This window comes from Saccharopolyspora sp. NPDC047091 (assembly GCF_040643635.1).
Lineage (GTDB): Bacteria > Actinomycetota > Actinomycetes > Mycobacteriales > Pseudonocardiaceae > Saccharopolyspora_C.
The window spans coordinates 37920-61498 of record NZ_JBEYUS010000009.1 but is presented as its reverse complement, the minus strand read 5'-3'; the positions used below and the strand labels follow the sequence as shown (position 1 = coordinate 61498).

Sequence of the window (23579 nt, the reverse complement as noted above, 5' to 3'; positions counted from 1 at the left end):
TAGGGACTCCCCTCATCAAGGTTTCATGATCAGGAACTCGGGGACTGGACCTGCGTGGCGGCAGCCGTGCTCAGCACCGGTCCGTTGGGCAGCAGCGCGAGCAGGTCCGTGGGCACCTGCATCACGGAATCCTCGGAGTAGCCCAGGGATTTCAGCACGTTGGCGTCCGCCAGCGGGTACTTCGTGCCCACGTCGGTGACGAGGTACGCGGTGCCCGGCGCCGCACCCGGCGCGGGCAGGTCCCTGGCCAGCACGCCACCGCCCGCCGGGACGACGATGCGGTCCGCCACGGTGCCCGCGATGTGCTGCGCGGTGTCCACCGCGCCCGCGTTCACCCGGGAGGTCGGCTGCAGCTCCAGGGTCACCTTCATGTTGCCGGAGGCCGAGGACGCGTAGCGCACGCACGGCTGCGAATCCGCGGGCGGGATCACGGTTTCCGGCACCACACCGGGGAATCCGGTCACCAGGTCCGGGCCCTGCGAGGTCGGCACCCCGGAGATCGCGGACGGGCCCGCCTGGATCGGCGCCACCTGCATGCCCGGGTAGGCGTCCCGAGTGGACGGTGCCGCGAACAGCAGGGCCGCGCTCATCCGGTTCAGCGGCGTCACGCCGTCTTGCCGCACCAGGTAGAACTGGCTGGAGTCGATGGCCGGATTGCGCACCTCGTAGACCTGGCCGACGCGGCTGGGCTTGCCGTCGATCATCGGACCGGTCTGCCCCGCGCCGGGGGTGTCCTGGACCGCCAGGTCGCGGCCCGCCGGGATCGGGTTCAGCCAGGTCGCCGGGACCTCCAGCGGCGCGGTGTCGCCGTAGCCGAGCGCGTCCACCACCGCCGGGCTGGTGACCCGGTACCGCTTGCCCTCCCAGATCAGCTGCAGCGCGCCGTCCGGGGTGCGCACCAGCAGGCCCTGCCCGTGCGTGGCCGCGGTGCCCGCCTGCGCGTCGACCATCAGCGTGATCGTCGGGTTGCCGACCATCTGGTTCGGCGGCAGCGGCTGCACGCACACCGTCCACGGCGTGACCCGCAGCGTCTCCGCGGTGGGGATCGAATCGGGGGCGTTCGGGATGCCGATCGGCTGGCCGACCGGGGTGCCCGCCATCGACTCCCGCGACACCGAGGACACCGTGCCGCCGGTGTTGCCGGAGGCCAGCTTCGCCGAGGAGTAGTTCAGCGCCGGGTGCAGCTGCCCGTCCAGGTACACGAACTGGGCGCCGGTCTCCTTGTCCATCACGATCGAACCGGCCTGCTTCCAGGAGCTGTTCCCCCCGGGCAGGAACAGGCCGAGGATGCCGAAGACCGCCATCAGCAGCGCCGCGACGATCACGCCGAACATGGTGCCGTTCTTCACCCGGCGGTTCGGCGATTCCAGCGCGTCCGGGCGCCCGTGCGTGACCGCGGCGACGAGCCTGCCGACCACGAAGAAGTACGCCTGGACCTGATCCTTGCGTGACTGCATCAGCCGGCCAGCCCTCGCATCTTCGCGTACACGTGCAGGAGTTGGAGCAGCAGCGGCAGCACCGCCACCGCCGTCAGGGATTCGAAGATGTCCACCGCGCGGCCCCAGTACGGGCGCAGCCTCCGGTTCGGCAGGAACTCGGAGAGCACCAGCAGCAGCGCGCCCACGGCCAGCGAGGGCAGCCACACCGCGAGGATCGCGACCAGCGGCCCGGCCCAGGTCACCACCAGCAGCGTGCAGGTGGCGAAACCGACGGCGGCCGGGACGACCAGCGCCCAGCGCTGGATCGCGCCGTCCGGGTGCCGGGAGCGCAGGAACAGCAGCAGCGAGACCACCGCGCCGAACACCACGGTCCACACGTCGGCCTCGCCGACCAGCGCACCCAGCATCATGAAGCTGAGCGCGGCCCCGACGCCGACGTGCAGCGCCCGCGAGTAGCCCACGGTGACCGCACCGCGCTCCACCACGATCTGCTGCGCGACCGGCTCGATGTCCTCGGTGAGCTCGGACGGCGTCGTCGGCAGCAGCGGCAGCGTGAGCCCGGAGAGCCGGAACGACAGGGACGGGATGAACACGCTCAGCACGACCGTGACCACGAGGCCGATCGACGCGGCCTGCTGCCCGGAGGCCGGGCTCACCGAAGCGATCAGCGCCGGGATTCCGACCAGGAGCGTGAAGGTGATGGCGGTGGTGAACAGCAGCGCGGAGTCCGCGACGCCCAGCAGCCCCACGACGAGCGCGATCAGCGCACCCGCCGCCGCGCAGCTGATCATCATCGGCACCGTCGCCACCGGGTCCAGCGCGAGCAGCAGCAGCACGCCGGTGAGCGCCGAGTAGCAGACCGCGACACCCGTGATGACCGTCGCCAGCACCGGGTTCGCGGCGCCGCGCGCCACCAGGGTCGCGACGGCCAGCAGCAGCGCGGTCATGCCGCCCGCGATGGGCGCCTCCACCGCGACCTCGGTCCCGGCCAGCAGCAGCGGGAAGCCGAGCAGCAGCGTCGCCAGCCCCAGCACCCGCAGCAGCCAGCGCGTCCGGGCGGGACGCCAGCGTCCCGCGTGGTTCTGCACCTGCTCGCCGACGCCGTCGACGAGGTCGTCGTAGTCGATCGGTTCCAGCTGGTCCGCCCTAGGGCGGAGGTAGATCGTCTCGCCGTCGAGCAGACCTAGTTCGGCGATCGTCCGGTCTTCGTCCAGCGGCGCCTCGCCGACGCGCTGGGCGACCCAGCCTTCGTGATCAGCGCCCTGTTCGACCCATTCGGCGCCGAACTGGGGCAGGACGGCGGGAAGCAGGTCGGCCAGCGGCACTTCGGCAGGGAGGGCGACGTCGGTCGACTTCTTGCCGAGGACGAAACGTAGCCTCCCCGAGTCTGTTGTGCGATGCTGGACCTGCTCTTCCGAAATCGCCATGGGTGCCCGGGGTCCTTTCCTGCCAGGTTGAGAGACCGCGACCCGGTCAGCAACGTAACGCTTGCGGGCCCAGACGTTACTGATCAGTCCGTCCCCGCGGACATCCAGGGGATTCCACTCACCAAAGGGAGAGCACGTGAGCACGGTGCTGTTCGCTCGGCGTTCTCGCCGACCGAAACCGACCTCACCGAGCGAGGAGATTGAGATCCAGGAACCGCCCGCGGTTCCGGAGAACACCGGTGGCGGGATCAGCTCCGTCATGATGTACGCCCCGATGGGGCTCGGCTCGCTGGCCATGGTCATGATGTTCGTGCGCCCGGGGTCGGGGGTGCTGTCCTACATCGGCGGCGGGATCATGATGTGCTCCGCCGTCGGCATGATCCTCGTGCAGCTGCTGCGGAGTTCGGTCAACCACAAGCAGAAGCTGCACGGGTTCCGCCGCGACTACATCCGGTACCTGGGGCAGTTGCGCCGCCAGGTGCGCAAGGCGCTCACCGGCCAGCAGAAGGCGGCCCGCTGGATCCACCCGGACCCGCGGTCGCTGTGGTCGCTGGCGCTGGGCTACCGGCTGTGGGAACGGCGTCCCGCCCACGACGACTTCGGCGAAGTCCGGATCGGGCTCGGCAAACAGCGCTCCGCGACGAAGCTGGTCCCGCCGGACAGCAAGCCGATCGAAGACCTGGAGCCGCTGTCCGCGCACGCGCTGCGCCGGTTCCTGCGCGCCTACACGACGTTGTCGAACGCGCCGATCGCGGTGTACCTGCGCGGGTTCAGCCAAATCCGGTTCCGCGGCGACGAGGAGGCGGTGCGCGGCCTGTCCCGCGCCATGCTCGCCCAGCTCGTCACCGGGCACGCCCCCGGCGAAGTGCGGATCGCGCTGTGCGCGAGCGAGCAGCGCCGCGAGGACTGGGACTGGCTGAAGTGGTTGCCGCACAACCAGGGCGACTCCCGCGACGCCGCCGGTTCGCGCCGCCTCGTCGGCGAGACCATGACCGAGGTCGAGGACCTGCTCGGCGGCGGGGACTTCACCTCCCGGCCCCGCTTCGAGGCCGACACCCCGGTCACCCCGAACGAACCGCTCGTCGTCATCGTGCTCGACGGCGTGCAGCTGCCCACCGACCACCGCGCCGGTGAGGAGGGCTACCGCAACACCGTGGTCCTCGACGTCGGCGAATCCCTGCCGTGGCAGTCGAAAGCGGACGCGCTGTTCCTGGAGGTCGAACCGGAGCAGGTCAGCACGGTCACCTTCGACCGGCTCGGCAAACCCGCGGGCAGCCCGTTGTGCCGCCCCGACTCGCTGAGCACCATCGGCGTCGCCGCCCTCGCCCGCACCCTGGCCCGCTACCGGGTCGGCGAAGCGGTCGCCGAGAGCGACGAGCCGCTCGCGGGCGATTACGAGCTCGCCGGCCTCCTCGGCCTCGGCGACGTGCGCACCTTCTCCCCCGCCAAGTACCGGCGCGAGCGGATGACCGCGAAGCGCAGGCTGCGGGTGCCGATCGGCATCGCCTCCAACGGTTCCCCGCTGGAACTGGACATCAAGGAGTCCGCCGAGGACGGTTCCGGCCCGCACGGCCTGTGCATCGGCGCCACCGGTTCCGGCAAGAGCGAGCTGCTGCGGACCCTCGTCGCGGCGCTCGCCACCACGCACACCTCCGAAGAGCTCAACTTCGTGCTCGTCGACTTCAAGGGCGGTGCGGCGTTCCTCGGCTTCGACCAGCTGCCGCACACTTCCGCGGTCATCACCAACCTCGTCGACGAGCTCGAACTCGTCGACCGGATGCAGGACGCCCTGACCGGCGAGATGAACCGGCGCCAGGAGCACCTGCGCGCCTCCGGCAACTACGCGTCGCGGCGCGACTACGAAGCGGCGCGCCAGCAGGGCGTGCAGCTGGAACCGATGCCCGCGCTGTTCATCGTCGTCGACGAGTTCAGCGAGATGCTCTCCAGCAAGCCCGAGTTCGTCGACGTGTTCGCGATGATCGGCCGGTTGGGCCGGAGCCTCGGCGTGCACCTGCTGCTCGCCTCGCAGCGGCTCGACGAAGGCCGCATCCACAAGATCGAGACGCACCTGTCGTACAAGATCGGTCTGCGCACGTTCTCCGCGATGGAGTCCCGCTCCATCCTCGGCGTGCCCGACGCCTACGAGCTGCCCAGCGGCCCCGGCAACGGCTACCTGCGACCCGACACCACCACGCTGACCCGGTTCAAGGGCGCGTTCGTCTCCGGGACCTACCGGATGAAGCGCCAGCGCAGCACCCGCGCCGAAGCCGAGCAGCAGGTCGTGGCGTTCGGCACCGATTACATCGAACCCGCGAAGCTGCCCGAACCGGAACCCGAACCGGAACCGGACGCCGACGAGCCGACGCAGACCGTCCTCGACGTGCTCATCGAACGGCTCCGCGACATCGGCCCGCGGGCGCACCAGGTGTGGCTGCCGCCGCTGAAGAAATCCCCCACCCTCGACCAGCTGCTGCCGCCGCTGGTGGACCACCCGGTGCTCGGGCCGCGTCCGGTGGGCGACCTGCAGACCGCGAACCTGCACGTGCCGGTCGGCCTCATCGACCTGCCCGCGCAGCAGCGCCGCGAACTGCTCACCGCCGACCTCAGCGGCAGCCGCGGCAACGCGGCCGTCGTCGGCGGCCCGCAGACCGGCAAGAGCACCATGCTGCGCACCATGATCAGCGCCCTGGCGCTGACGCACAGCGCGGCCGAAGTGCAGTTCTACTGCCTGGACTTCGGTGGCACCCTGGCCTCGCTGGGCAAGATGCCGCACGTCGGCAGCCTCGCGAACCGCCTCGACAAGGACCGGGTCACCCGCACCGTCCTGGAGGTCACCAACCTGCTCGCCAAGCGGGAGACCCTGTTCGCCGAGCACAACATCGACTCGATGGCCACCTACCGCAAGGCGCGGCGGGCCGGCCGGTTCACCGACCTGGACCCCTACGGCGACGTGTTCCTCGTCGTCGACGGGTGGTACACGATCCGGCAGGACTTCGAGGAGCTCGAGGACCGGTTCACCGAACTCGCCGCGCGCGGGCTCAGCTTCGGCATCCACCTGCTCATCGCCACCAACCGGTGGGCGGAGATGCGGCCGTGGCTGCGGGACGTGCTCGGCACCCGGTTCGAGCTGCGGCTCGGCGACCCGGTCGACTCCGAGGTCAACAGCAGGCTCGCGGCGACCGTGCCCAACATCCCCGGGCGCGGCATCACCACCGACCGGCTGCACTTCCTCGCGGCGCTGCCGCGCATCGACGGCGACCCCAGCAGCGACGACGTCGCCGACGCCACCACCGAGCTGTCCGAATCGCTGGCCCTGCCCGAAGCGCCCGTCGCGCCGCGGGTGCGGATGCTGCCGATGTCGCTCACGGTGGACGAGCTCCCGGCGCCGACCCGGCCCGGTGGGGACAAGGAACTGCGGATGCCGCTGGGCATCGAGGACACCGGCCTCAACGTGCAGTGGTACGACTTCGACACCACCCCGCACCTGCTCATCTACGGGGACGCGGAGTCCGGCAAGACCAGCGTGCTGCGGCACATCGCCCGGTCCATCGCCGCGACCTACGGCCCCAACGAAGCCCGGATCATGTTCGGCGACTTCCGCCGCGAACTGCACGACTCGGTCCCGGCCGAGCACCAGATCGAGTACGCCGTCGGGGCGGACGCGCTGGGCACCTCCATCGCGAACGCGGCGCGCGGCCTGGAGAAGCGGATCCCCGGACCGGAGATCCCGCCGAGCAGGCTGCCGAAGCGCGACTGGTGGAACGGCGGACGGCTGTTCATCATCATCGACGACTTCGAGCTCGCCGAAGGCGGCATGGGCGCGGGCATCCTGCAACCGCTGAACTCGCTGGTGCCGCACGGCGCCGACGTCGGCGTGCACCTGATCCTCGCGCGCAGCACCTCCGGCGGCAGCCGCTCGATGAGCAACCAGGTCATCCGGCGGATGTGGGAGCTCGGCACGCCGGCGATGCTGCTGTCCTGCCCGAAGGACGAACGGTTCCTCGGCAACCTCAAGCCGCGGACGCTGCCCCCGGGGCGGGCGCAGTACATCAACCGCCGCCGCACGGTCCGGTTGGTGCAGACACCCCTGGTCCCAGGAGCGCAGAAGGCCCGGGACTGAGGTTTTTCCGCCGCCTGCCCTGGTATTCGGGGCGGGTGGCGGAACCTCAGCTGTTCCCTCGCTGCGGGATCGATTTCACAGGTGGCTCCGCCACATGAGAAATCGCTGTCCTCGCGAGGAACCAGCTGAGAACCCGCGGCGGTGCAAGCTGCTCTGGTGGTCGTCGGCTCAGCGGCTCCGCCGCTGACCGGCTGAGGACGAGCCCGCCGTTTCGGACTTCGGTGGAGTGCCGGTGGTGTCGGTGGCCGCTCATCGGCGGCTGTGCCGACGGCAGTGCCGGCGGGCGGAGCGGATGTGGGGACGGCCCGCTCGATCGAGGTGTTCTCGGTCGGGCGGGCCGTTCTTCGTCGGCGGGTGGGGCTACTTGGCTTCGGCGGGTTCGGCGGGGGCCTCTTCCGCGGCGTCCTCGGGCTTGTCCTTGGTGACCACGCGCATCGTGCGCGGCGCCTGCCAGCCGCGGCGGTGGCCGGAGGTGGACAGCCGCACCGTGAGCACCGCCAGCGCCACCCCGACCGCGGCCAGCACGGTGAACAGCACCGCCAGCATCGGGCCGATCTCGTCCGGCGGCACCCGGTAGGCCGCGGCGGGCGACGGCGGCACCACGATCGCGCCGTCCGTGCCCTCGCCGCTCACCACCGAGGTCACCGCGGCCGTCACGTTCACCGTCCCCCAGCCCAGCGCCGGGTCCGGCATCTCGGTCGGCGGGTGGCTCGCGGTGATCTCCATCCGCTGCTTGATCTGGGCGGCGGTCAGGTGCGGGTGGTAGGCGCGGATCAGCGCCGCCGTCCCGGCCACGAACGGCGCCGCGTAGCTGGTGCCGCTGCCCTGCCAGTGCCCCGGCCCGTGCGGGCCGATGCTGATCACGTCGACGCCGGGGGCGACGACGGACAGGAACGGGCCGGTCTGCGAGAAGTTCGCGTGCGCCCCGGAGACGTCGACCGCGCCCACCGCGATCACGCCCGGGTACGAGGCCGGGTAGGTGACCGGGTCGCCCTCCTGCGCCCCGTTCGCCGCGGACGCCACCACCACCACGTCCCGATCGGCCGCGTAGCGGACCGCGTCCGCCAGCGCCTGGTTCGGGAAGTTCGTGCTCGCCGACACGTTGATCACGTCGGCGCCCAGGTCCACCGAGCTCCGGATGCCCTGCGCCAGCGCCTCCGGCGCGAAGGTGTCGCCGGTCTCCTCCTCCAGGCCGGTCGCGACCCGCACCGGCAGGATCGTGGCGTCCGGGGCGATCCCGGCGAATCCCGTGCCAGGGGTCGGATCCGCGGCGATGATGCCCGCCACGAACGTGCCGTGCCCGAAGCAGTCGTCGTCCGCGCTGCCGGACTCGCCGGGGATCACGTTCCGCCCCGGCAGCACCGAACCCGGCGCGGCCAGCTGCGGTGTGTCGGCGTCCACCCCGGTGTCCACCACCGCGACCGTCACCCCGGCACCGCGGGTCAGGTCCCAGACCTGGTCCGGCGCGAGGATCTGCTGCGCCCACGGCTCCGCCGGGTAGGGCGTGGTGGGCGGCTGGATGCACGGCTGCTCGCCGGTCGGCATCGACGGGATCGACGACTGGGCCGCGGCGGGCGCGGCCGAAGCGGCGACGATGCCGGTCGCCAGCAGCAGGGCCGCCGCCGAGCGCACCGAGCTCCGCGTCACGGGTGTCCCACCTGTCCTCCTGTGGTGATGAGCGTGTCCCGCCGCTCCTCCTGCGGAGCGCCCGCGGTCGCCAGGTCCGTCTCGACCATCGTTCCGGTCAGCCGCGCCATGGCGTCCGAGTCCTCGAGCATCCGCAACGTGCCGCGCTGGCGGCGGGCCAGGGCGCGGTCCAGCTTGCTCAGCGCCGCGAGGTCGCGCTCGTCCAGCTCGGTGCTGGTGGCCCGCTCGTCCGGGGCCATCTCGCGGAACAGCACCGCCATCTTCGGCGGCGCGATGGCGTCCTCGTCCCGTTCCTCGGCCTCGTCCTCGTTCTCCTGCTCGTCGAGGTCGCGCACCGCGAGCGTCTTGAACCGGGTGCCCGCCAGGAACACCACCTCGTCCATCGGCCGGTTCAGCGCGAGCTCCGAGGTGCGGCGAGCCCGGTGCGGCCAGATCAGCACGTCGACCATCGCGCCCGGCACCGTCACGTCCAGGTTCATGCTGGCGCTGAGGAAACCGGGCTCCACGAACAGCGTGCCGGGCGTGGAGTTCTCCTCCGCCGTGCCCTTGAGCACGCTCTGCCGCAGCACCGGCCGCCGGTGCGTCGGCAACCGCCGGATGCCCGAGACCAGGCACGGCAGGTGCCCGTCCAGCTCCGGCTGCACACCGCCGCGGAGGGCCTCGTTGACCTGCTCCGCACCGCCCTCGCCGCGGCCCAGGTACAGGCACACCGCGACGAAGTCGGCCTTCGCGCCGGCCGAGTCGTCCTGGCGCAACGAGGGCCAGGAGGCCATCGCCGCGTTCACCGTCGCCAGCGCGTCGGAGAAGGACGGCCCGGCGGCCGTGGTGAACCGGCTCTGCTCGCCGCCGCTGCTCGACTTGTCGCGCAGGTCGCGCGGGGTGAGCGGCGCGGCCGACTCACCGGGCTCGGCCTGCTCGGCCTCGTCCTCCGCCGGCTCGTCCTCGGCGAGCTCGGCATCCTCGAGCTCGGCGTCCTCGACGACCGGTTCGGGTTCGAGCTGCGCGTCCGGCGCGGACTCCACCTGCGGCGGGCCCGATTCGACCGACGGGCGGCCGGACTCGACCACCGGGCGCGAGAAGTCCACTTCGGACTCGGGCTGCGGTTCCGGTGCCGGTTCCCGCTCCGCCACCGGCGGCGCCTCCGGGGCGCCAGGTGGGGCCGCGGGCGGGGCGGCGGGCGGTTCGGCGGGCACCGGGGGTTCCGGCTGCTCGTCGGGCACCCGCTCGGCGGGCGGTTCCGACGCGGCCGGCTCCGAGATCGGCACGTCCTGCAACGGTTCGTCCACAGTGGACCGATGCGGCATCCCGGACATGGTCGGCACCGGGGCGGCGGAGACGGTGGCGATCGGGGCGGCGACCGGCGCGGCGGGCTTCCAGTCGAGCTGCTCGTCGGCCTCGGCGGCCTCGTCCACCTCGGCGGTCCCGCCGGCCTCTGCGGCCGGTTCGCCCGCGTCCGGCCGCCCGGTGCCCGGTTCCCCACCGGGAGCCGCGGAACCGGGCTGTGCGGCGGAATCCGGCGCGGCGGCCGGGCCTGGCGCCACGGCACCCGGCGGCCCCGCGACACCCGGTCCCGCGACACCCGGCGGCACCGCGGGAGCTGCGGCACCCGGCGGCACGGCGGTACCCGGAGGTACGGCGACCCCCGGCGGCACGGCGGTACCCGGCGGAGCGGCGGTACCCGCGGCTCCGGCCGGGAGTTCGGCGGCCTCCTGCTCGGCGTCCCGCTCGACCGGCCGCCCGTTGCTGCTCACCGGAACGCCGAACGGTTCCGCGAGCGCGTGCAGCTCGGCGTTCGGGCCGTGGTCCAGCGGACCCCACACCCGGATGATCGCGGTGCGGCGGCGCTTCTCGTCGAGCGACGCCAGCAGGTGGCGCAGCCCGCCGAGCACGTCCTCGGACAGCGCGCCGTCCGCCGGGACCAGGTGCAGCACCCAGCGCGCGGGGTCGAACGCACCCGCGGCGGCCAGCGAGACCACCAGCGGCGCGCCCTGCTCATCGCGCAGCGCGAGCCCGGACGGCACGACCTCGGCGAACACCGTCGGACCCTGCGCCGGGCGGTAGGTGCGCTGGCCGCAGCGCTGCCAGCCCGCGGGCGGCTCGGCGATGTCCACGACCTGCTGGTCCCCGGCGCCTGCGGGCTGGCGCAGCGCGCTGACGAACGGGCGGAAGACCTCGTCGCCCGCCTCGTCCAGCACGGCGGCCACCGGCTGGCGGCGCGGCCCGTCGGCGAACTCCGCGCCGGTGCTGAACACCACCGGGCGGGACAACCGGGCGGAGAGCTCCACCAGCCACTCGTGCCGGGCGGCCGCGGCGGCCACCGGGATCAGGACGACGGAGGCGCGGACGAACTCGGGCAGCGCCTGCAGCAGCTGCGCGACCTCGGCGGGCGCGGGCAGCGGCCGACCGGCGAGCAGCACCTTCGGCACCTTGCCGCTGACCGGAACCCGCGCCGCGGCCCGCCGCACCTCCGCCCAAGAACTGCGCGGATCGCGCACCAGCAGCCCGGCCGGAACCGGGTCCACCAGCAGCTGCGGGTTCGCGACGGGCTGGATCGGGACCCAGCGCTCCCACGCCGGGATCGGGTACCGGGTGCTGAACAGCCACGGCCTGCTGCCGGGCCGGAACAGGTACCAGCCGGTGCCGCCGCTGACGCGGCCCGCGTGCACGGTGGTGCCGGACTCGCCGGAGACGGCGCCGTCCGGGGCGACCACGTCGAGTTCCAGGTCGACGGCCAGCTTCGTCAGGTCGTCCGCACGACCCGCGAGCCCGCTGACGCCGAGCCACAGCACGTGCGGCACGGCCGCGGCGGCGCGCAGCAGCGGCCGCAGCAGCCCCGGCAGCGCCGGGAGCAGCTCGGGATCGGCGCAGGCACCGCGCGACGCGGACAGGAACAGCTCGTTCGCCGCGGACGGCAGGTGGGCCAAGAAGGCGCGCTCAGCCGGATCTTCGCCCTCGCAGCGGACGAGGACGTGCGCCCCGCACCATTCGGCGACCAGCGGGCCGAGCGACGGTCTTGCCGAACCTTGCTGCATCTCCACTCCCGTCGAGCACATCGGTACGCGACTCGATGCGACACCTCAGCGATCGAGTATCGCGGCGACCACCGGACCACCTTGTCAGGGGTATCCGGAGCTGTGGGTTCCAGGGGGATTCCCTCACCTGCGCTCCCACGAGGCGGGAAACGCCACCCACACATGCGTTTCCGCTGATGGGACCGCCCGCGACGGCGGACCCGCCCCACTCGGGACCAGCCACGGCGGTCCCGCGCGGGCACCGATCGGAGGATCGCGGCGGACCGGATCGGAACGAAACGGGCAATATCGGTGGATCACCCGAAGTCACCGGTGAGCATCGCGGCGGCCAGTTCCACCCGCGACCGGTAGCCGATGCGGGCGAACATCCGGGTGAGCCTGCCCTCGACGCTCTTCTCCGTCGTGGCGAACACCGTCGCCAGCTGCCGGTTGCTGAGGCCCTCGGCGACCAGCACCGCGAGCAGCCGCTCGTTCTCCGAGGTCGTCGCGGCGCGGTCCGGCACCGGCACGCCGTTCTGCCGCATCACGTGCCGCAGCCGCGCGCGCAGCAGCAGCGCGTCCAGCCCGCCCGCCAGCCGGTACGCCTCGGGCAGCAGCTCGGCGGGGCGGTGGCCGCCCGCGGCGAGCTTGCTGAAGGTCACCGCCATCTCGTACGGCTCGCCCCGCTCCCGCGCCAGGTCGACGGCGGCCGCGGCGGCGGACTCGTCGGATTCCAGCCGGGCCCTGGTCAGCAGGAGCGCCAGCTCGGCACGGCCGGTGCCGAGCCGCGCCGCGACCTCCGCCAGCCGGTGGAGCGCGCCCGCGGCCTCGTCGAAGCTGCCGGAGGTGTGCGCCCGGTGCGCGAGCTCGGCCAGCACCACGTCGGTGCCGAAGGTGAACCCGGCCTCGTCCGCCCGGACGATCGCCGTCCGCAGGTGCTCGTGCGACTGGTGCAGTTCACCGAGCACGTGGCTCGCCAGCGATTCGGTGAAGTCGAAGAGGTAGCCGAACGGACCGTCCTTGCCCATCTCCACCAGCCGCCGCGCCCGGCTGAGCATCCCGGAGTCGATGTGCACCTGGGCCGCGAGCGCGTGCATGGTCGCCCACGCGAACGGCCGCACCCCGTGCACCGGCGAGGACATGCAGCGGCGGGCGATGTCCATGGCGCTGGTCCACTCGCCGCGGGCGTGGTGCAGCAGGAACCGGTCGGGCAGCACGAGCCGGTCTTCGGTGAGACCGCCGCGCTCCATCACCTGCCGCGCTTCGCGCGCCTCGCCGAGCGCCAGCAGCAGGTCCACGTGGTGCCGGATCGCCTCCACCCACTGCGAGTGCGGTTCCGCGCCGCGCGGGACCTCGGCGAGCGCGGTGCCGAAGCGGCGCAGTTCGGCGACGTCGCCCTGCATCACGGCGGATCCGGTGCGGTAGATGTCGACCTGCTGACCCAGCACCGGTTCGGCCGCGGCCAGTTCGGTCGAGTGCTCGTCGAGCAGCCGCTCCCCGCCCAGCCAGTCGCCGAGCCAGCCGGTGGCGAACGCGCGCGCCACGATCCGCTGCGCGGCACCGCCCGGGACCGCCTGCTCGCCCTGCGCGATGCGCCGGAGCTCGTCGTGCTCGCCGATCGCGGCCAGCACCATGAGGTAGGCGAGCACGGTGCCCGGCAGGATCTGCGGGGACAGCTCGCCCGCGTGGTGGCGCACCAGCAGCCGGGAGCTGCGCAGCACCTCGGGCAGGTCGTTGCGCACCAGGCAGGCGATCACGTGCCTGCGCAGCGCCTCGATCCGCAGCACCGGGTCGTCGACCCGCTCGACGACGGCCCGCAGCCAGCGGGAGGCGTCGACGTTCGGGTCCAGCAGCCGGTTCCCCGCGTGCGCCATCAGCTCTTCGCCCGCGCGGCGCCCGTCCACCAGGGTTCCGGCGTCGGCCATCCGGTCCGGCAGGTAGGCCGGGTCGGCGACCTGCGCGGCACCGGCCCAGATCGCGGTGACGGCGGCGGCGGCGAGCTTGCGGTGCTCGTAGGGGCCGAGGGCGCGTTGCAGCGCGGTGGCGAGCAGCGGGACGCGGAACCGCCAGCCCGCGCCGTCCGGGGCGAGCAGGCGTTGCTGCACCAGTGCTTCCAGCGCCTCGCGCACCTCCCGCTCGGCGAGGCCGAGCGCCGCGGCCAGCACGTCGACCGCGTGCGGGCCGAGCGGGGCGAGCAGGCTCATCGCCTTCGCGACCGACCAGGCGGCGTCCCCGGCCTCGCGGACCTGGGCGAGCAGCGCGCCGTCCACCGGCAGCTCCGGTCCGAGCTTGCGCAACAGGTAGGCGTGCTGGTCGACGACGACGAGCGCGTCGGCCCGGCGGTAGGCGTCGATCGCGGCGAGCAACATCGCGGGCCTGCCACGTGCGATGTCGTACAACTCATCGATCAGGTGAACATTGGGTTTCGCGCCGATGGAACGGGCGATGAATTGTCCGCTCTCAGTTCTGGAGAACGGTCGAATCGGCAGCGCTCGCAGAAGTCCTTGCGCCGACAATCGATTCCACAGCGGTTCCAGCGGCGCGGCGTCCGGATCGGCGCGCGCGGCCAGCAGCACCGAGAACCGGGCGCCGGCCATCCTCCTGGCCAGCGGTTCCAGCACCGCCGCCGTGCCGTGGTCGAGCCACTGCGCTTCGTCCACCAGCACCACGACCGGCAGCAGGTGCCGCACCACGTTGCGGATGGACAGCGCGACCTGCTCGACGGCGACGCGCAGCGAGTCCGAGCCGGCCCCGCGGCTGAGCTTGGCGACCAATCCCAGCAGCGCAGCGCGTTCCTGGTCCGGCGGAGCGGCTCGGTCCACTTCGGACAGCAGGCGGTAGAGCGCGCCGTACGGGGTGCGCTTGTCCTGCTTCGACGCGGTCAGCCGCAGCACCCGGCAGCCGTCGGCTTCGAGGCGCCTGCCCGCGGCGGTCAGCACCGCGCTGCCGCCCGCGCCCGGCTCGCCCACGAGCAGCGCGAGGGGAGGCCTGCCGGGACCGCCGACGGTGGCGGCCTGGTCCAGCAGTCCTTCGCGGAACATCGGTTCCGCGCCCGGCTCGCCGATCGACGATGATGCGGCTGAGGTGTGTACCGCCACGGTGACTCCCTCCGCACGGCTCGATCGCTGCCCTGAGCCACTGGTAACGGTGTGCTATACATTCACCATAATGGGCGACACCTTTACTAGCGCGATAGCGAGAGTTAAGGAATATTGGTCACTAAGCGTGTTCGATGGCGAGCGCTTGATCCTCTGCTAGTGCAAAAGTATCAAAACCCCTCGACGATGTAGCACCACCACACCAGGTGAAGCGGAGAGGACCCCATGGCGCGGGAACGCTCGACGTTGTCCGGCAGACGAGACCAGTGGACCGAGGTCGATGAGGCCTGCCGCACCGCCGGCGGGACGTTGGTGCTGGTGCGCGGCGGTCCCGGCGAGGGCAAGACCACCCTGCTGGAGTCACTGGCCGAGAGCTGGCGCGGCGACGACGCCACCGTGTGCTACATCACCGTCGACCCGGCCACCGGCACCCCGCAGGTGATCGACTCGCTGCTGGACGCCGCCCGCCAGCAGCTGGAGTCCAGCTGGCACGCCGTGCTGCTCGACGCGCTCGCCACCGCCACCCGCATCCGCGCCGACCTGGAGCAGGCCCCGCAGTCCTCCGCGCTGCCGCTGGTGCACGAGCTCGCGCGCGTCTTCGGCGTCGCCGCCGAGCAGGGCCGGACGATCATCGTGGTCGACGACGCGGACCGCGGCGACGACACCACCGGCTCGATCATCTCGCTGCTGGCGCAGCGGCTGCGGGCCGTCGGGTGCGCGGTGGTCGTCTCCTCCGGCTCCGGACCTCGCGCCGTCGCAGGGGAATCCCGGCTCACCTCGTTCGCCGACAAGATCATCGACCTGCAACCGCTGGACGAGCAGGAGTTCGACGCGCTGCTGAAGCGCTGGTGCGCCGCCCACGGCCGGACCCGGCTCGACCCCACCGTCCCGGAGGCGCTGCGCGCCGCGCTCGGGCCGCTGCGCGGGAACCCCGCCACCATCTTGTCCACATTGGACGATCTGCTGGCCTGGAACCGGCTGGTGCTCATCGACCAGCACTTCTGCCTGTCCCCGCTGGACGAGCCGATCTCGCTGCCCGAATCGCACCACCTGGTCCGCGCCGTCGTCGCCGACGGGGACGACACCGAACGGCTCGCCGTGCTCCTCGCGCTGCAGGACGAGGTGTCGGTGGACGAGCTGCCGATGCTCACCGCCGCCGCCGCGATCAGCCTGGACGGCGCGGGCCGCGGACTGGATTCCCTGGTGGAGGAAGGCATCCTGGAGATCGGCGAGCACGGCAGGCTGCGGTTCGCGGTGCCCGCGCTGACCGCCGCGCTGCGCCGCCGCTCCGGGGCCGAACGCGCCCGCGCGCTGCACACCGCGCTGGCCCGGCAGATGCTCGCCAAGCTGGAGCGCAACGGGCAGGTCGACCGCACCCGGCTGGCCACCCACCTGGTGCACATCGGCGAGAGCCTCGACGGGGAGGCCGCCGCCACCCGGGTGCTCATCGAAGAGGCCGACCGGATGTCCGGCGCCGACCCCGAAGTCGCCGCCGCCTGGTACAAGGCCGCGCTGCGCCAGCTCTCCGACGACGACGACCGGTGGCCGCCGCTGCTGGAGGAACTGCTGCGGCTGCGCGCCAGCCTCGGCCAGTACGACGAGCTCACCAAGGACCTCGGGCTGCTGGTGCCCGCGCTGATCGCCGGGTCCAACCAGGACGACCAGGCCAAGCCGCTGCGCCGCACCCTGCTGGTGGCGGTCGGGTTGTGCTGGCTCACCACGCTGCTGCAGGACGAGCAGTCCGCGCAGGTGCAGGAACCGGCCCGGCTGCTCAAGGCCCTCACCGGCGGCGCCGTCTTCGACGCCGAGCTGCAGGAGTTCGCCGCCGCCGTCCGCTGCGGCCGGTTCGACGAGGCCGCCGGCCGGTTCAACGCGCTGTTCGCCGGCGACGGCGACCGCGAAGCCGAACCGAAGGACCTGCCGGAACTGCCCGAGGTGCTGATGCTGCTGCACGCGGCCAGCGGCGACGCGGACACCTTCCAGCGCGCCTGGGCGCTGTGGCGGGACCGCACGCAGCACCCCGTCGACCACGCGCACGACCTGCTGCGCGAGGCCGGGGCGATGACCGACCACGCCACCGCCCTGGAGATCGTGCTCGGCGACGGCTACCGGCTGCCCTCGCGCGGCAGCGTCCTGTACTACCAGGAGATCCTGCGCGCGTTCCGCACCGGCGAATGGGACGTGGCGCTGTCCGCGGCGCGCCGGATGGAGGCCGAGCTGTCCCCGCAGCGGCGCACCCCGGCCCGGTTCCTCGCCCGCGCCCTCGCCGCCGAGATCTGCGCGTCCCGCGGCGAGCACCGGCGCGCCGAGGAATGGCTGCAGGACACGCCCCGGCACCTGGCGGGCGGGCACGTGCTGTCCTGGGCCCGGCTCGGCGTCGCCTACCGGGCGGGCGACCGGGACGAGGCGCTGCGGGTCGCGCGCGCCGACTACGAGCAGCTCCGGGACGGCGGCGGCTCCCCCGCCGGGCTGGAGCACCTGCTGCACCGCCTGGTCGCGCTGCACCACCGGGAAGGCCACGTGCAGGCCGCGACCGAGCTGTTCGACGAACTGGTCGCGCTGGACGCGCGGCTGCGCTCCGGCACCAGTTCCGCCGCGGTGCTGATGGCCCGCGCCCAGCTGCACGGCACCACCGAACCCGCCACCCGCGCCCTGGAGATCGCCCACCGCCGCGGGGACGTCCCGCAGCTGGCGGTGCTGCACATGCTGCTCGCCGAGCTCGGGGACGAACCGAAGGGCTCGCTGTACGAGGCGCACTCGATCGCCCGCAGGCTCGGCTGGACCGAACTGCGCCACGCCGCGCAGGACCTGATGCGCCGCCGCGGCATCGCTCCGCCGCGCACCCGCAGCAAGCAGCAGCTCATCTCCAGCACCGAGAGCCGCATCGTGCGGCTGGTCAGCGACGGCTACACCAACCGGCAGATCGCGATGGCCATCCAGGTCAGCGAGAAGACGGTGGAGAGCAGGCTGACCCGGCTGTTCGCCCGCACCGGCTGCCGGTCCCGGGTCGAGCTGGCCACGGCCTCGCTGGAGGGCAGGCTCGCGGAGAAGACCGCGGTCGGCTGATCAGCGCGGGCGCCCGATCACCGGGCGAGCTGCTCCCGGATCAGGCGCAGCACACCGTCGGACTCGGCGTTGAGGTAGAAGTGCCCGCCGGGGAACGGGTGGAAGCGGAACCCGCCGGAGGTGTGCGCGACCCAGTCGCGGGCCTCGTTCTCGGAGACCTTCGGGTCGTCGACGCCGAGCAGCACGTGCAGCGGGCAGTGCAGCGGCGGTCCCGGCCGGTACGCGTAGGTCTCGGCGATCCGGTAGTCGGCGCGCAGCGCGGGCAGCGCGAGCCGCATCAGTTCCTGGCTCTCCAGCGCCGCCGACTCGGTGCCGTCCAGTTCCCGCAGCGCCTGCAGGAACTCGTCGTCCGGCAGCGCGTGCACGCCTTCGTCGCGGGTGCGGGCCGGCGCGGTGCGGCCGGAGGCGAACAGCGCGCGCGGCTGCACGCCCGACGCCTCCAGCAGCCGGGCGACCTCGAAGGCCACGCTGGCGCCCATGCTGTGCCCGAACAGCGCGAGCGGCTCCGCGCGCCACGGTTCGAGCTGCGCGAACACCTGCTCGGCCAGTTCCTGCACGCTCTCCGCGCACGGCTCGGTGCGGCGGTCCTGCCTGCCCGGGTACTGCACGGCGAGCACCTCGATCGCCGGTGCCAGCCGCTTCGCCACCGAGAAGTAGTAGGAGGCGGCGCCGCCCGCGTGCGGGAAGCACACCAGCCGCGCGGTCGCCTCCGGGGCGGGCTGGAACCGCCGGATCCACTTGGCGGTGTCCGTCTTGCTCCCGGTCATCGAATCCTCCGCGCGTTCACAGGGTGCGGCGGCGACGCTACCAACCGGGCGGTCGCGGTCGGCGATCACGCGGTGCTCATGGGCTCGCGGGCGGCGGTCGGCAGCTCCGCCGCGTCGCCGGTCGGCCAGGCCAGCGGGTCGGGGCCGAGCCCGGCGAGCTCGGTGATCTGCAGCGCCGCCCACGGCGAGATGTCCGCGCTGCCGTCCCGCACGCCGTCGACGAGCCCGGTCCACGGCACCCAGCGGGTGTCGTCCACCTCGGCGGGGTTCGGCGCGGGCACGGGCTCGGCGATCGCCCGGAACACCGGGCACATCTCGTTCTCCACCACGCCGTTGCCCATCACCGCGCGGTAGCGGAAGCGGGGCAGCACCAGCTCGATGTGGTCCAGGTGCAGCCCGAGCTCCTCGCCGAGCCTGCGCAGCACCGCGTCGTGCGGGGTCTCGCCGGGCGCGGGGTGCCCGCAGCAGGTGTTGGTCCACACGCCGGGCCAGGTGCGCTTGCCCAGCGCGCGGCGGGTGAGCATCAGCTCGCCGCGCTCGTTGAACAGGTAGCAGGAGAAGGCCAGGTGCAGCGGGGTGTCCTCGTGGTGCACCGTCGCCTTGTCCGCGGTGCCCGCGGCCCGACCTCCCTCGTCGAGCAGAACCACTCGCTCCATGTCCCTCGTCCTCCCATTCGCGGGCCTGCCCGTTCCCGGGCGCGACAATCGATCATGCACGGTTCCGGGGTGCGCCTCCACCCCGTGCGGCGGATGGACCACGCACAGTCACTCCTCCGGGTGGTTCGGCGACCGCCGGGTGCCCGCACAGCGTGCCTCGGCGGGCGGTGCGGCGCCTCGACCGAACGGCCGCACCTGCCGGCCGGTCACGGCTCGGGCAGGCAGCGGGCCGCGGCGGCCGCCTTCAGCAGCATCTCGGCGTGCTCGGCTTCGGGGTCCGAGTCGAGCACCACCGCCCCGCCCGCGCCGATCCGCCAGCTCCCGCCGTGGCGCACCGCGGTCCGGATGACCACCGAGAGGTCGGCGTCCCCGGTCAGGCTCAGGTAGCCCAGGGCGCCGGAGTAGACCCCGCGCGCCCGGTCCTCCAGCTCGTCGATGAGCTCCATGGTGCGGCGCTTGGGCGCGCCGGTCATCGAACCCGCGGGGAAGCAGGCGCGCACGCAGTCCACCGCGCTGCGCCCGTCCCGCAGCTCGCCGCGCACCGTGGAGACCAGCTGGTGGACCGTGCGGTAGCTCTCCACGTCCATCAGCACCGGCACGTGCACCGACCCCGGCGCGCACACCCGTCCGAGATCGTTGCGCAGCAGGTCGACGATCATGAGGTTCTCGGCGCGGGACTTCGGGTCGGCCGCGAGCCCGGCGCGCAGCTCGGCGTCCTGCTCCGGGGTGTCGCCGCGCGGTGCGGTGCCCTTGATCGGCTTGGCCTCGGCGGTGCCGCCGGAGATCTTCAGGAACCGCTCCGGCGAGGACCCGGCGATCTCCACGTCGCCGCAGCGCAGGAAGGCCCCGTACGGCGCGGGGTTCAGGGCGCGCAGCCGCCGGTAAGCGTCGAACGCGTCGCCGTCGGCGGGCAGCGCGGCGCCGGTGGTCAGGCAGATCTCGTAGCTCTCCCCCGCCAGCAGCTGCTCCCGGCACTCGGCCACGGCCCGCAGGTAGTCGTCCCGGGACCGCTCCAGCAGCGGCTGCGCGTCGGTGATGCCGCGGTGCCCGGCGAGCGGGTCGGGCGGGGCGGGCAGCTCGGCCAGCGCGGTCGCGGTGTCCGCGAGCCACCGCTCGGCGGCCCGCCCGGTGCCTGCGCCGGTGCTGAGCGCGACGAGGTGGGCGCGGCCGAGCTCGTGGTCCACGGCGAGGAACCGGTCCGCGAACAACCAGCAGGCGTCCGGCGTGTCCGCGCGGTGCCGGGCGTCGCCGCCGCACTCGGCCTTCAGCTCGTACCCGAAGTAGCCGACGTAGCCGCCGACGAAGTCGAACGGCAGCTCCGGCGCCCGCACCCGGCGCCGCGCCAGCTCCGCGTCCAGCCGGTCGAAGATCGACGGCTCGTCGCCGGTGCGGTGCCGGACGGTCTCGGCCAGCGGGCCCGACCCGTCGCCGAGGAACGAGAACCGGGACGTGCCCGGCAACACCTGCGCGCTGTCCAGCCAGAACGCGTCCGGGGACGTGGCGAACAGCCGGGCGAACGCGGCCTCCGCGTCGACCGCGGGGAGTTCGCGGACGTGCGCCCGGTAGTCGACCTCCGGCGCGGCGCGGCGGACCGTCGCGCGGGCGGGCGCGGGCGGGCAGCTCGCGGGTCGCGCCAGGTCGCGGAAGTTGGCCAGCAGCCGGGCGCCGAGCTCGGTGGCCACCGACTCGGGGTGGAACTGCACGCCCCAGCGCGGCAGCGTGCGGTGCCGCAGCGCCATCAGCACCCCGTCCTCGGCCCAGGCCAGCGGTTCGAGCTGCGGCGGCAGCGGCTCGGCCACGCACAGCGAGTGGTAGCGCACGGCCGCGAACTCGGCGGGCATCCCCGCGAACAGCGGATCACCGCGGTGCTCGACGCGGCTGCGGAACCCGTGCCGGGCCTGCGGGGCGCGCACCACGTCGGCGCCTTCGGACACCGCGATGCCCTGGTGCCCGAGGCACACGCCCAGGATCGGCAGCTCCGCCTTGCACAGCACGTCGCGGCAGAGCCCGAAGTCCCGCGGCCGCCGCGGATCGCCCGCGCCCGGCGACAGCACGATCGCGTCGAACTCCTCCAACCGGAGGTCGCCCACCTCGGCGGCGTCGTGCGCCACCACCTCCGGTTCCCGCCCGTTGACCTCGGTGAGCAGGTGGAACAGGTTGTAGGTGTACGAGTCGTGGTTGTCGATCAGCAGCGTCCGCACCGGGACATACTCCCCCGGACACGTCCACCGCCGGAGGGCCGTCGACATCATCCGGTGGCCGGTCGCACAGCGCGACGGGCAGACTCGTTCGGGTGACCGACATCAGAACCGCGTTGTTCGACGAGGACTACTGGGACCGGGCCGACGAGGTGGAGCGCGCCCTGCGCGAGCAGGCACCCGTGCACCGCGCGATCCCCGGGGACGGGCTCCCTATCTGGGTGATCGGCCGATTCGCCGACGCCCGCGCCGCGCTCAACGATCCACGGCTGGCCAAGGATTCGGACCGCCTCAACGACGTCATCCGCAGCAAGCGGAACCCGGAGCTCGGCGATCAGCTGTCCGGGCTGTTCTCCAAGCACATGCTCAACTCCGACCCGCCCGACCACACCCGGCTGCGCAAGCTGCTGGCGCGGGACTTCACCGTCCGCCGCATCGCGGCGCTGCGGCCGCGGGTGGTGGAGCTGGTCACCGGGCTGCTCGACGCGCTGCCGCGGGACGAGCCGGTCGACCTGATCGAGCACTTCGCGTTCCCGCTGCCGATCACGGTGATCTGCGAGCTGATGGGCATCCCGGAGGGCGATCGCTCCCGGTTCCGCGACTGGACCGCCGCGCTGCTGACCCCGGCGGAACGGGGGGAGAGCCTGGACGCGTCCCGCGAGATGGCGGCGTTCTTCCGCGAGCTGGTCGCGGCGAAGCGCGCCGAACCCGGCGCGGATCTGCTCTCGGCGCTGACCACCGCCTCCGCCGAGGAGGACCGGCTCACCGAGGAGGAACTGCTCGCCACCGCGTTCCTGCTGATCGTGGCCGGGCACGAGACGACGGTGAACCTGGTCGGCAACGGGCTGCGCTGGCTGCTGGCCGAACCGGCGAAGTGGGCGGAGCTGCGCGAGCGGCCCGAACTGCTGCCCGGCGCGGTGGAGGAGGTGCTGCGCTACGACGGTCCGCTGCGGATGGCCACCTACCGGTTCACCACCGAGGACGTGACGATCGAGGACGTGACCATCCCGGCGGGCGAGCTCGTCATGATCAACCTGTCCTCGGCGAACCGGGACGGCGAGCAGTTCGAGCGGGCCGACGAGCTGGACCTGGAGCGGCCTCGGTCCGGGCACCTCGCGTTCGGCCACGGGCTGCACCACTGCCTCGGCGCGCCGCTCGCGCGGCTGGAGGGCGAGGTGGCGTTCCAGGAGATCACCCGCCGCTTCCCGGACGCCCGGCTCGCCGTCGGCGGGAGCGAACTGCGCCGCAGCCGCGGGCTGATCATGAACGGCTTCCGGGCGCTGCCGGTGGTGCTCGGCTGAACCGCGGCCGGGAGCCCGGAGTCGCGGGCTCCCGGCCGTGATCCGTTCCCGGGACGGCCGATCAGGTGATGAATGCACATCACCTGATCGGACAAGCACGTCGCTGCTAACATCGATCGCGCCGAAATGACTGGGGAATTCGGATCGGCGGACCGGGATGAATCGAATTTCGGAACCGCACGTCCGATGGTTCGACACGAAGGGGGAATCGCGTGCCGACGTCCGCGGAAGGCGATTTCGGCAGCACGAGTTCCGCGGCCCCGCGCGTGCGCTGATCCGCGCACTGCTTCCCGCCGGAGTCGGCACACCGGCGGCCGACAGCCCTGATCACCTGCGGTGTTCCGCACACCGGCGCGGCGGTGCGGCACACCCGCGCTCGCCGGTGCCGATCCCCGGCGAGCGCCGCACCACCACCGGAAGAGGAATTCCATGCGCCGCACCACCGCCATCGCACTGGCCGCGCTCGCCTTCTCCGCGCTGCCCCTTGGAAACGCCGTCGCCGATTCCGCGGACGACTCCGGATACGCGGTGGAGCTCACCGTCGTCGGGAATTCCGCCGGGTACGACGTGTTCGCCGACGGAAAGATCTACTCCGGGTACATCACCCTGACCGGGCCGGGCTGGGAGCACCGCGGACCCACTCGGCTGAATCCGCACACCGAAGTGCACGACCGGACCGGCGCCGGGCAGGTGTGCGCGGAGCTCACCGCGGTGTTCTCGGACGGCTTCGAACAGCCCGTCGCCGAGGACTGCGAGCAGGTGGACTGACGGCGCGACCACGCGGGCCTTCCCGACCGCGCCACGGGTGAGCCCGCCCGCACGCACCAGGTGAATGGCCCACTCGACCAA

Annotated in this window: 12 protein-coding genes; 4 read left to right on the top strand and 8 right to left on the bottom strand. The window is 73.0% G+C overall.

The genetic code is table 11. The features are described 5' to 3' along the window. Window positions 1-29: 29 nt before the first annotated feature. Both eccB and eccD read right to left on the bottom strand, forming a co-directional pair. Window positions 30-1457, bottom strand: a complete 1428-nt coding sequence (gene eccB, locus ABZ805_RS06980) for a type VII secretion protein EccB (RefSeq protein WP_358435544.1) — start codon at window positions 1455-1457, stop codon at window positions 30-32. Then, window positions 1457-2866, bottom strand: coding sequence for a type VII secretion integral membrane protein EccD (gene eccD, locus ABZ805_RS06975; RefSeq protein WP_358435542.1), 1410 nt, complete (start codon window positions 2864-2866; stop codon window positions 1457-1459). Before eccD ends, eccB begins: the two co-directional genes overlap by 1 nt. A gap of 136 nt (window positions 2867-3002) precedes the next feature. Here eccD and eccCa point away from each other — a divergent pair, with 136 nt between their 5' ends. Beyond that, complete coding sequence (gene eccCa, locus ABZ805_RS06970; protein WP_358435540.1) at window positions 3003-6986, top strand: type VII secretion protein EccCa; 3984 nt, start codon at window positions 3003-3005, stop codon at window positions 6984-6986. 360 nt (window positions 6987-7346) lie between these two features. Here eccCa and mycP read toward each other — a convergent pair whose 3' ends face one another. From mycP to ABZ805_RS06955, 3 genes are all read right to left on the bottom strand, one after another. Then, complete coding sequence (gene mycP / locus ABZ805_RS06965) at window positions 7347-8633, bottom strand: type VII secretion-associated serine protease mycosin (RefSeq protein ID WP_358435537.1); 1287 nt, start codon at window positions 8631-8633, stop codon at window positions 7347-7349. Continuing rightward, window positions 8630-11665, bottom strand: coding sequence for a hypothetical protein (locus ABZ805_RS06960; protein ID WP_358435534.1), 3036 nt, complete (start codon window positions 11663-11665; stop codon window positions 8630-8632). Before ABZ805_RS06960 ends, mycP begins: the two co-directional genes overlap by 4 nt. 296 nt (window positions 11666-11961) lie before the next feature. Beyond that, the gene (locus ABZ805_RS06955) at window positions 11962-14742 is read right to left on the bottom strand and encodes an AAA family ATPase (protein WP_358435531.1); all 2781 of its coding nucleotides are present in this window, start codon (window positions 14740-14742) and stop codon (window positions 11962-11964) included. Between the two features lie 225 nt (window positions 14743-14967). Here ABZ805_RS06955 and ABZ805_RS06950 point away from each other — a divergent pair, with 225 nt between their 5' ends. Next, window positions 14968-17808 carry a LuxR family transcriptional regulator gene (locus tag ABZ805_RS06950; protein ID WP_358435528.1) on the top strand — a complete coding sequence of 947 codons (2841 nt, stop codon included), beginning with the start codon at window positions 14968-14970 and terminating at the stop codon, window positions 17806-17808. Window positions 17809-17825: 17 nt separating this feature from the next. Here ABZ805_RS06950 and ABZ805_RS06945 read toward each other — a convergent pair whose 3' ends face one another. The 3 genes from ABZ805_RS06945 to pabB form a co-directional block, all read right to left on the bottom strand. Beyond that, entirely contained in the window at window positions 17826-18575 is a 750-nt protein-coding gene (locus tag ABZ805_RS06945; RefSeq protein ID WP_358435525.1) for an alpha/beta fold hydrolase, read from the bottom strand. Window positions 18576-18640: 65 nt separating this feature from the next. Further along, a complete protein-coding gene (gene idi / locus ABZ805_RS06940) occupies window positions 18641-19231 on the bottom strand; it encodes an isopentenyl-diphosphate Delta-isomerase (protein WP_358435522.1) in 591 nt (196 codons plus the stop codon). Between the two features lie 206 nt (window positions 19232-19437). Next, on the bottom strand, window positions 19438-21432 hold the full coding sequence (pabB, locus tag ABZ805_RS06935) for an aminodeoxychorismate synthase component I (RefSeq protein WP_358435519.1): 1995 nt from the start codon (window positions 21430-21432) through the stop codon (window positions 19438-19440). Window positions 21433-21524: 92 nt separating this feature from the next. Here pabB and ABZ805_RS06930 point away from each other — a divergent pair, with 92 nt between their 5' ends. Next, a complete protein-coding gene (locus ABZ805_RS06930) occupies window positions 21525-22730 on the top strand; it encodes a cytochrome P450 (protein WP_358435516.1) in 1206 nt (401 codons plus the stop codon). Between the two features lie 429 nt (window positions 22731-23159). Continuing rightward, window positions 23160-23498: a hypothetical protein gene (locus ABZ805_RS06925; RefSeq protein ID WP_358435513.1), complete on the top strand. Its 339-nt coding sequence runs from the start codon at window positions 23160-23162 to the stop codon at window positions 23496-23498. Window positions 23499-23579: the final 81 nt, after the last annotated feature.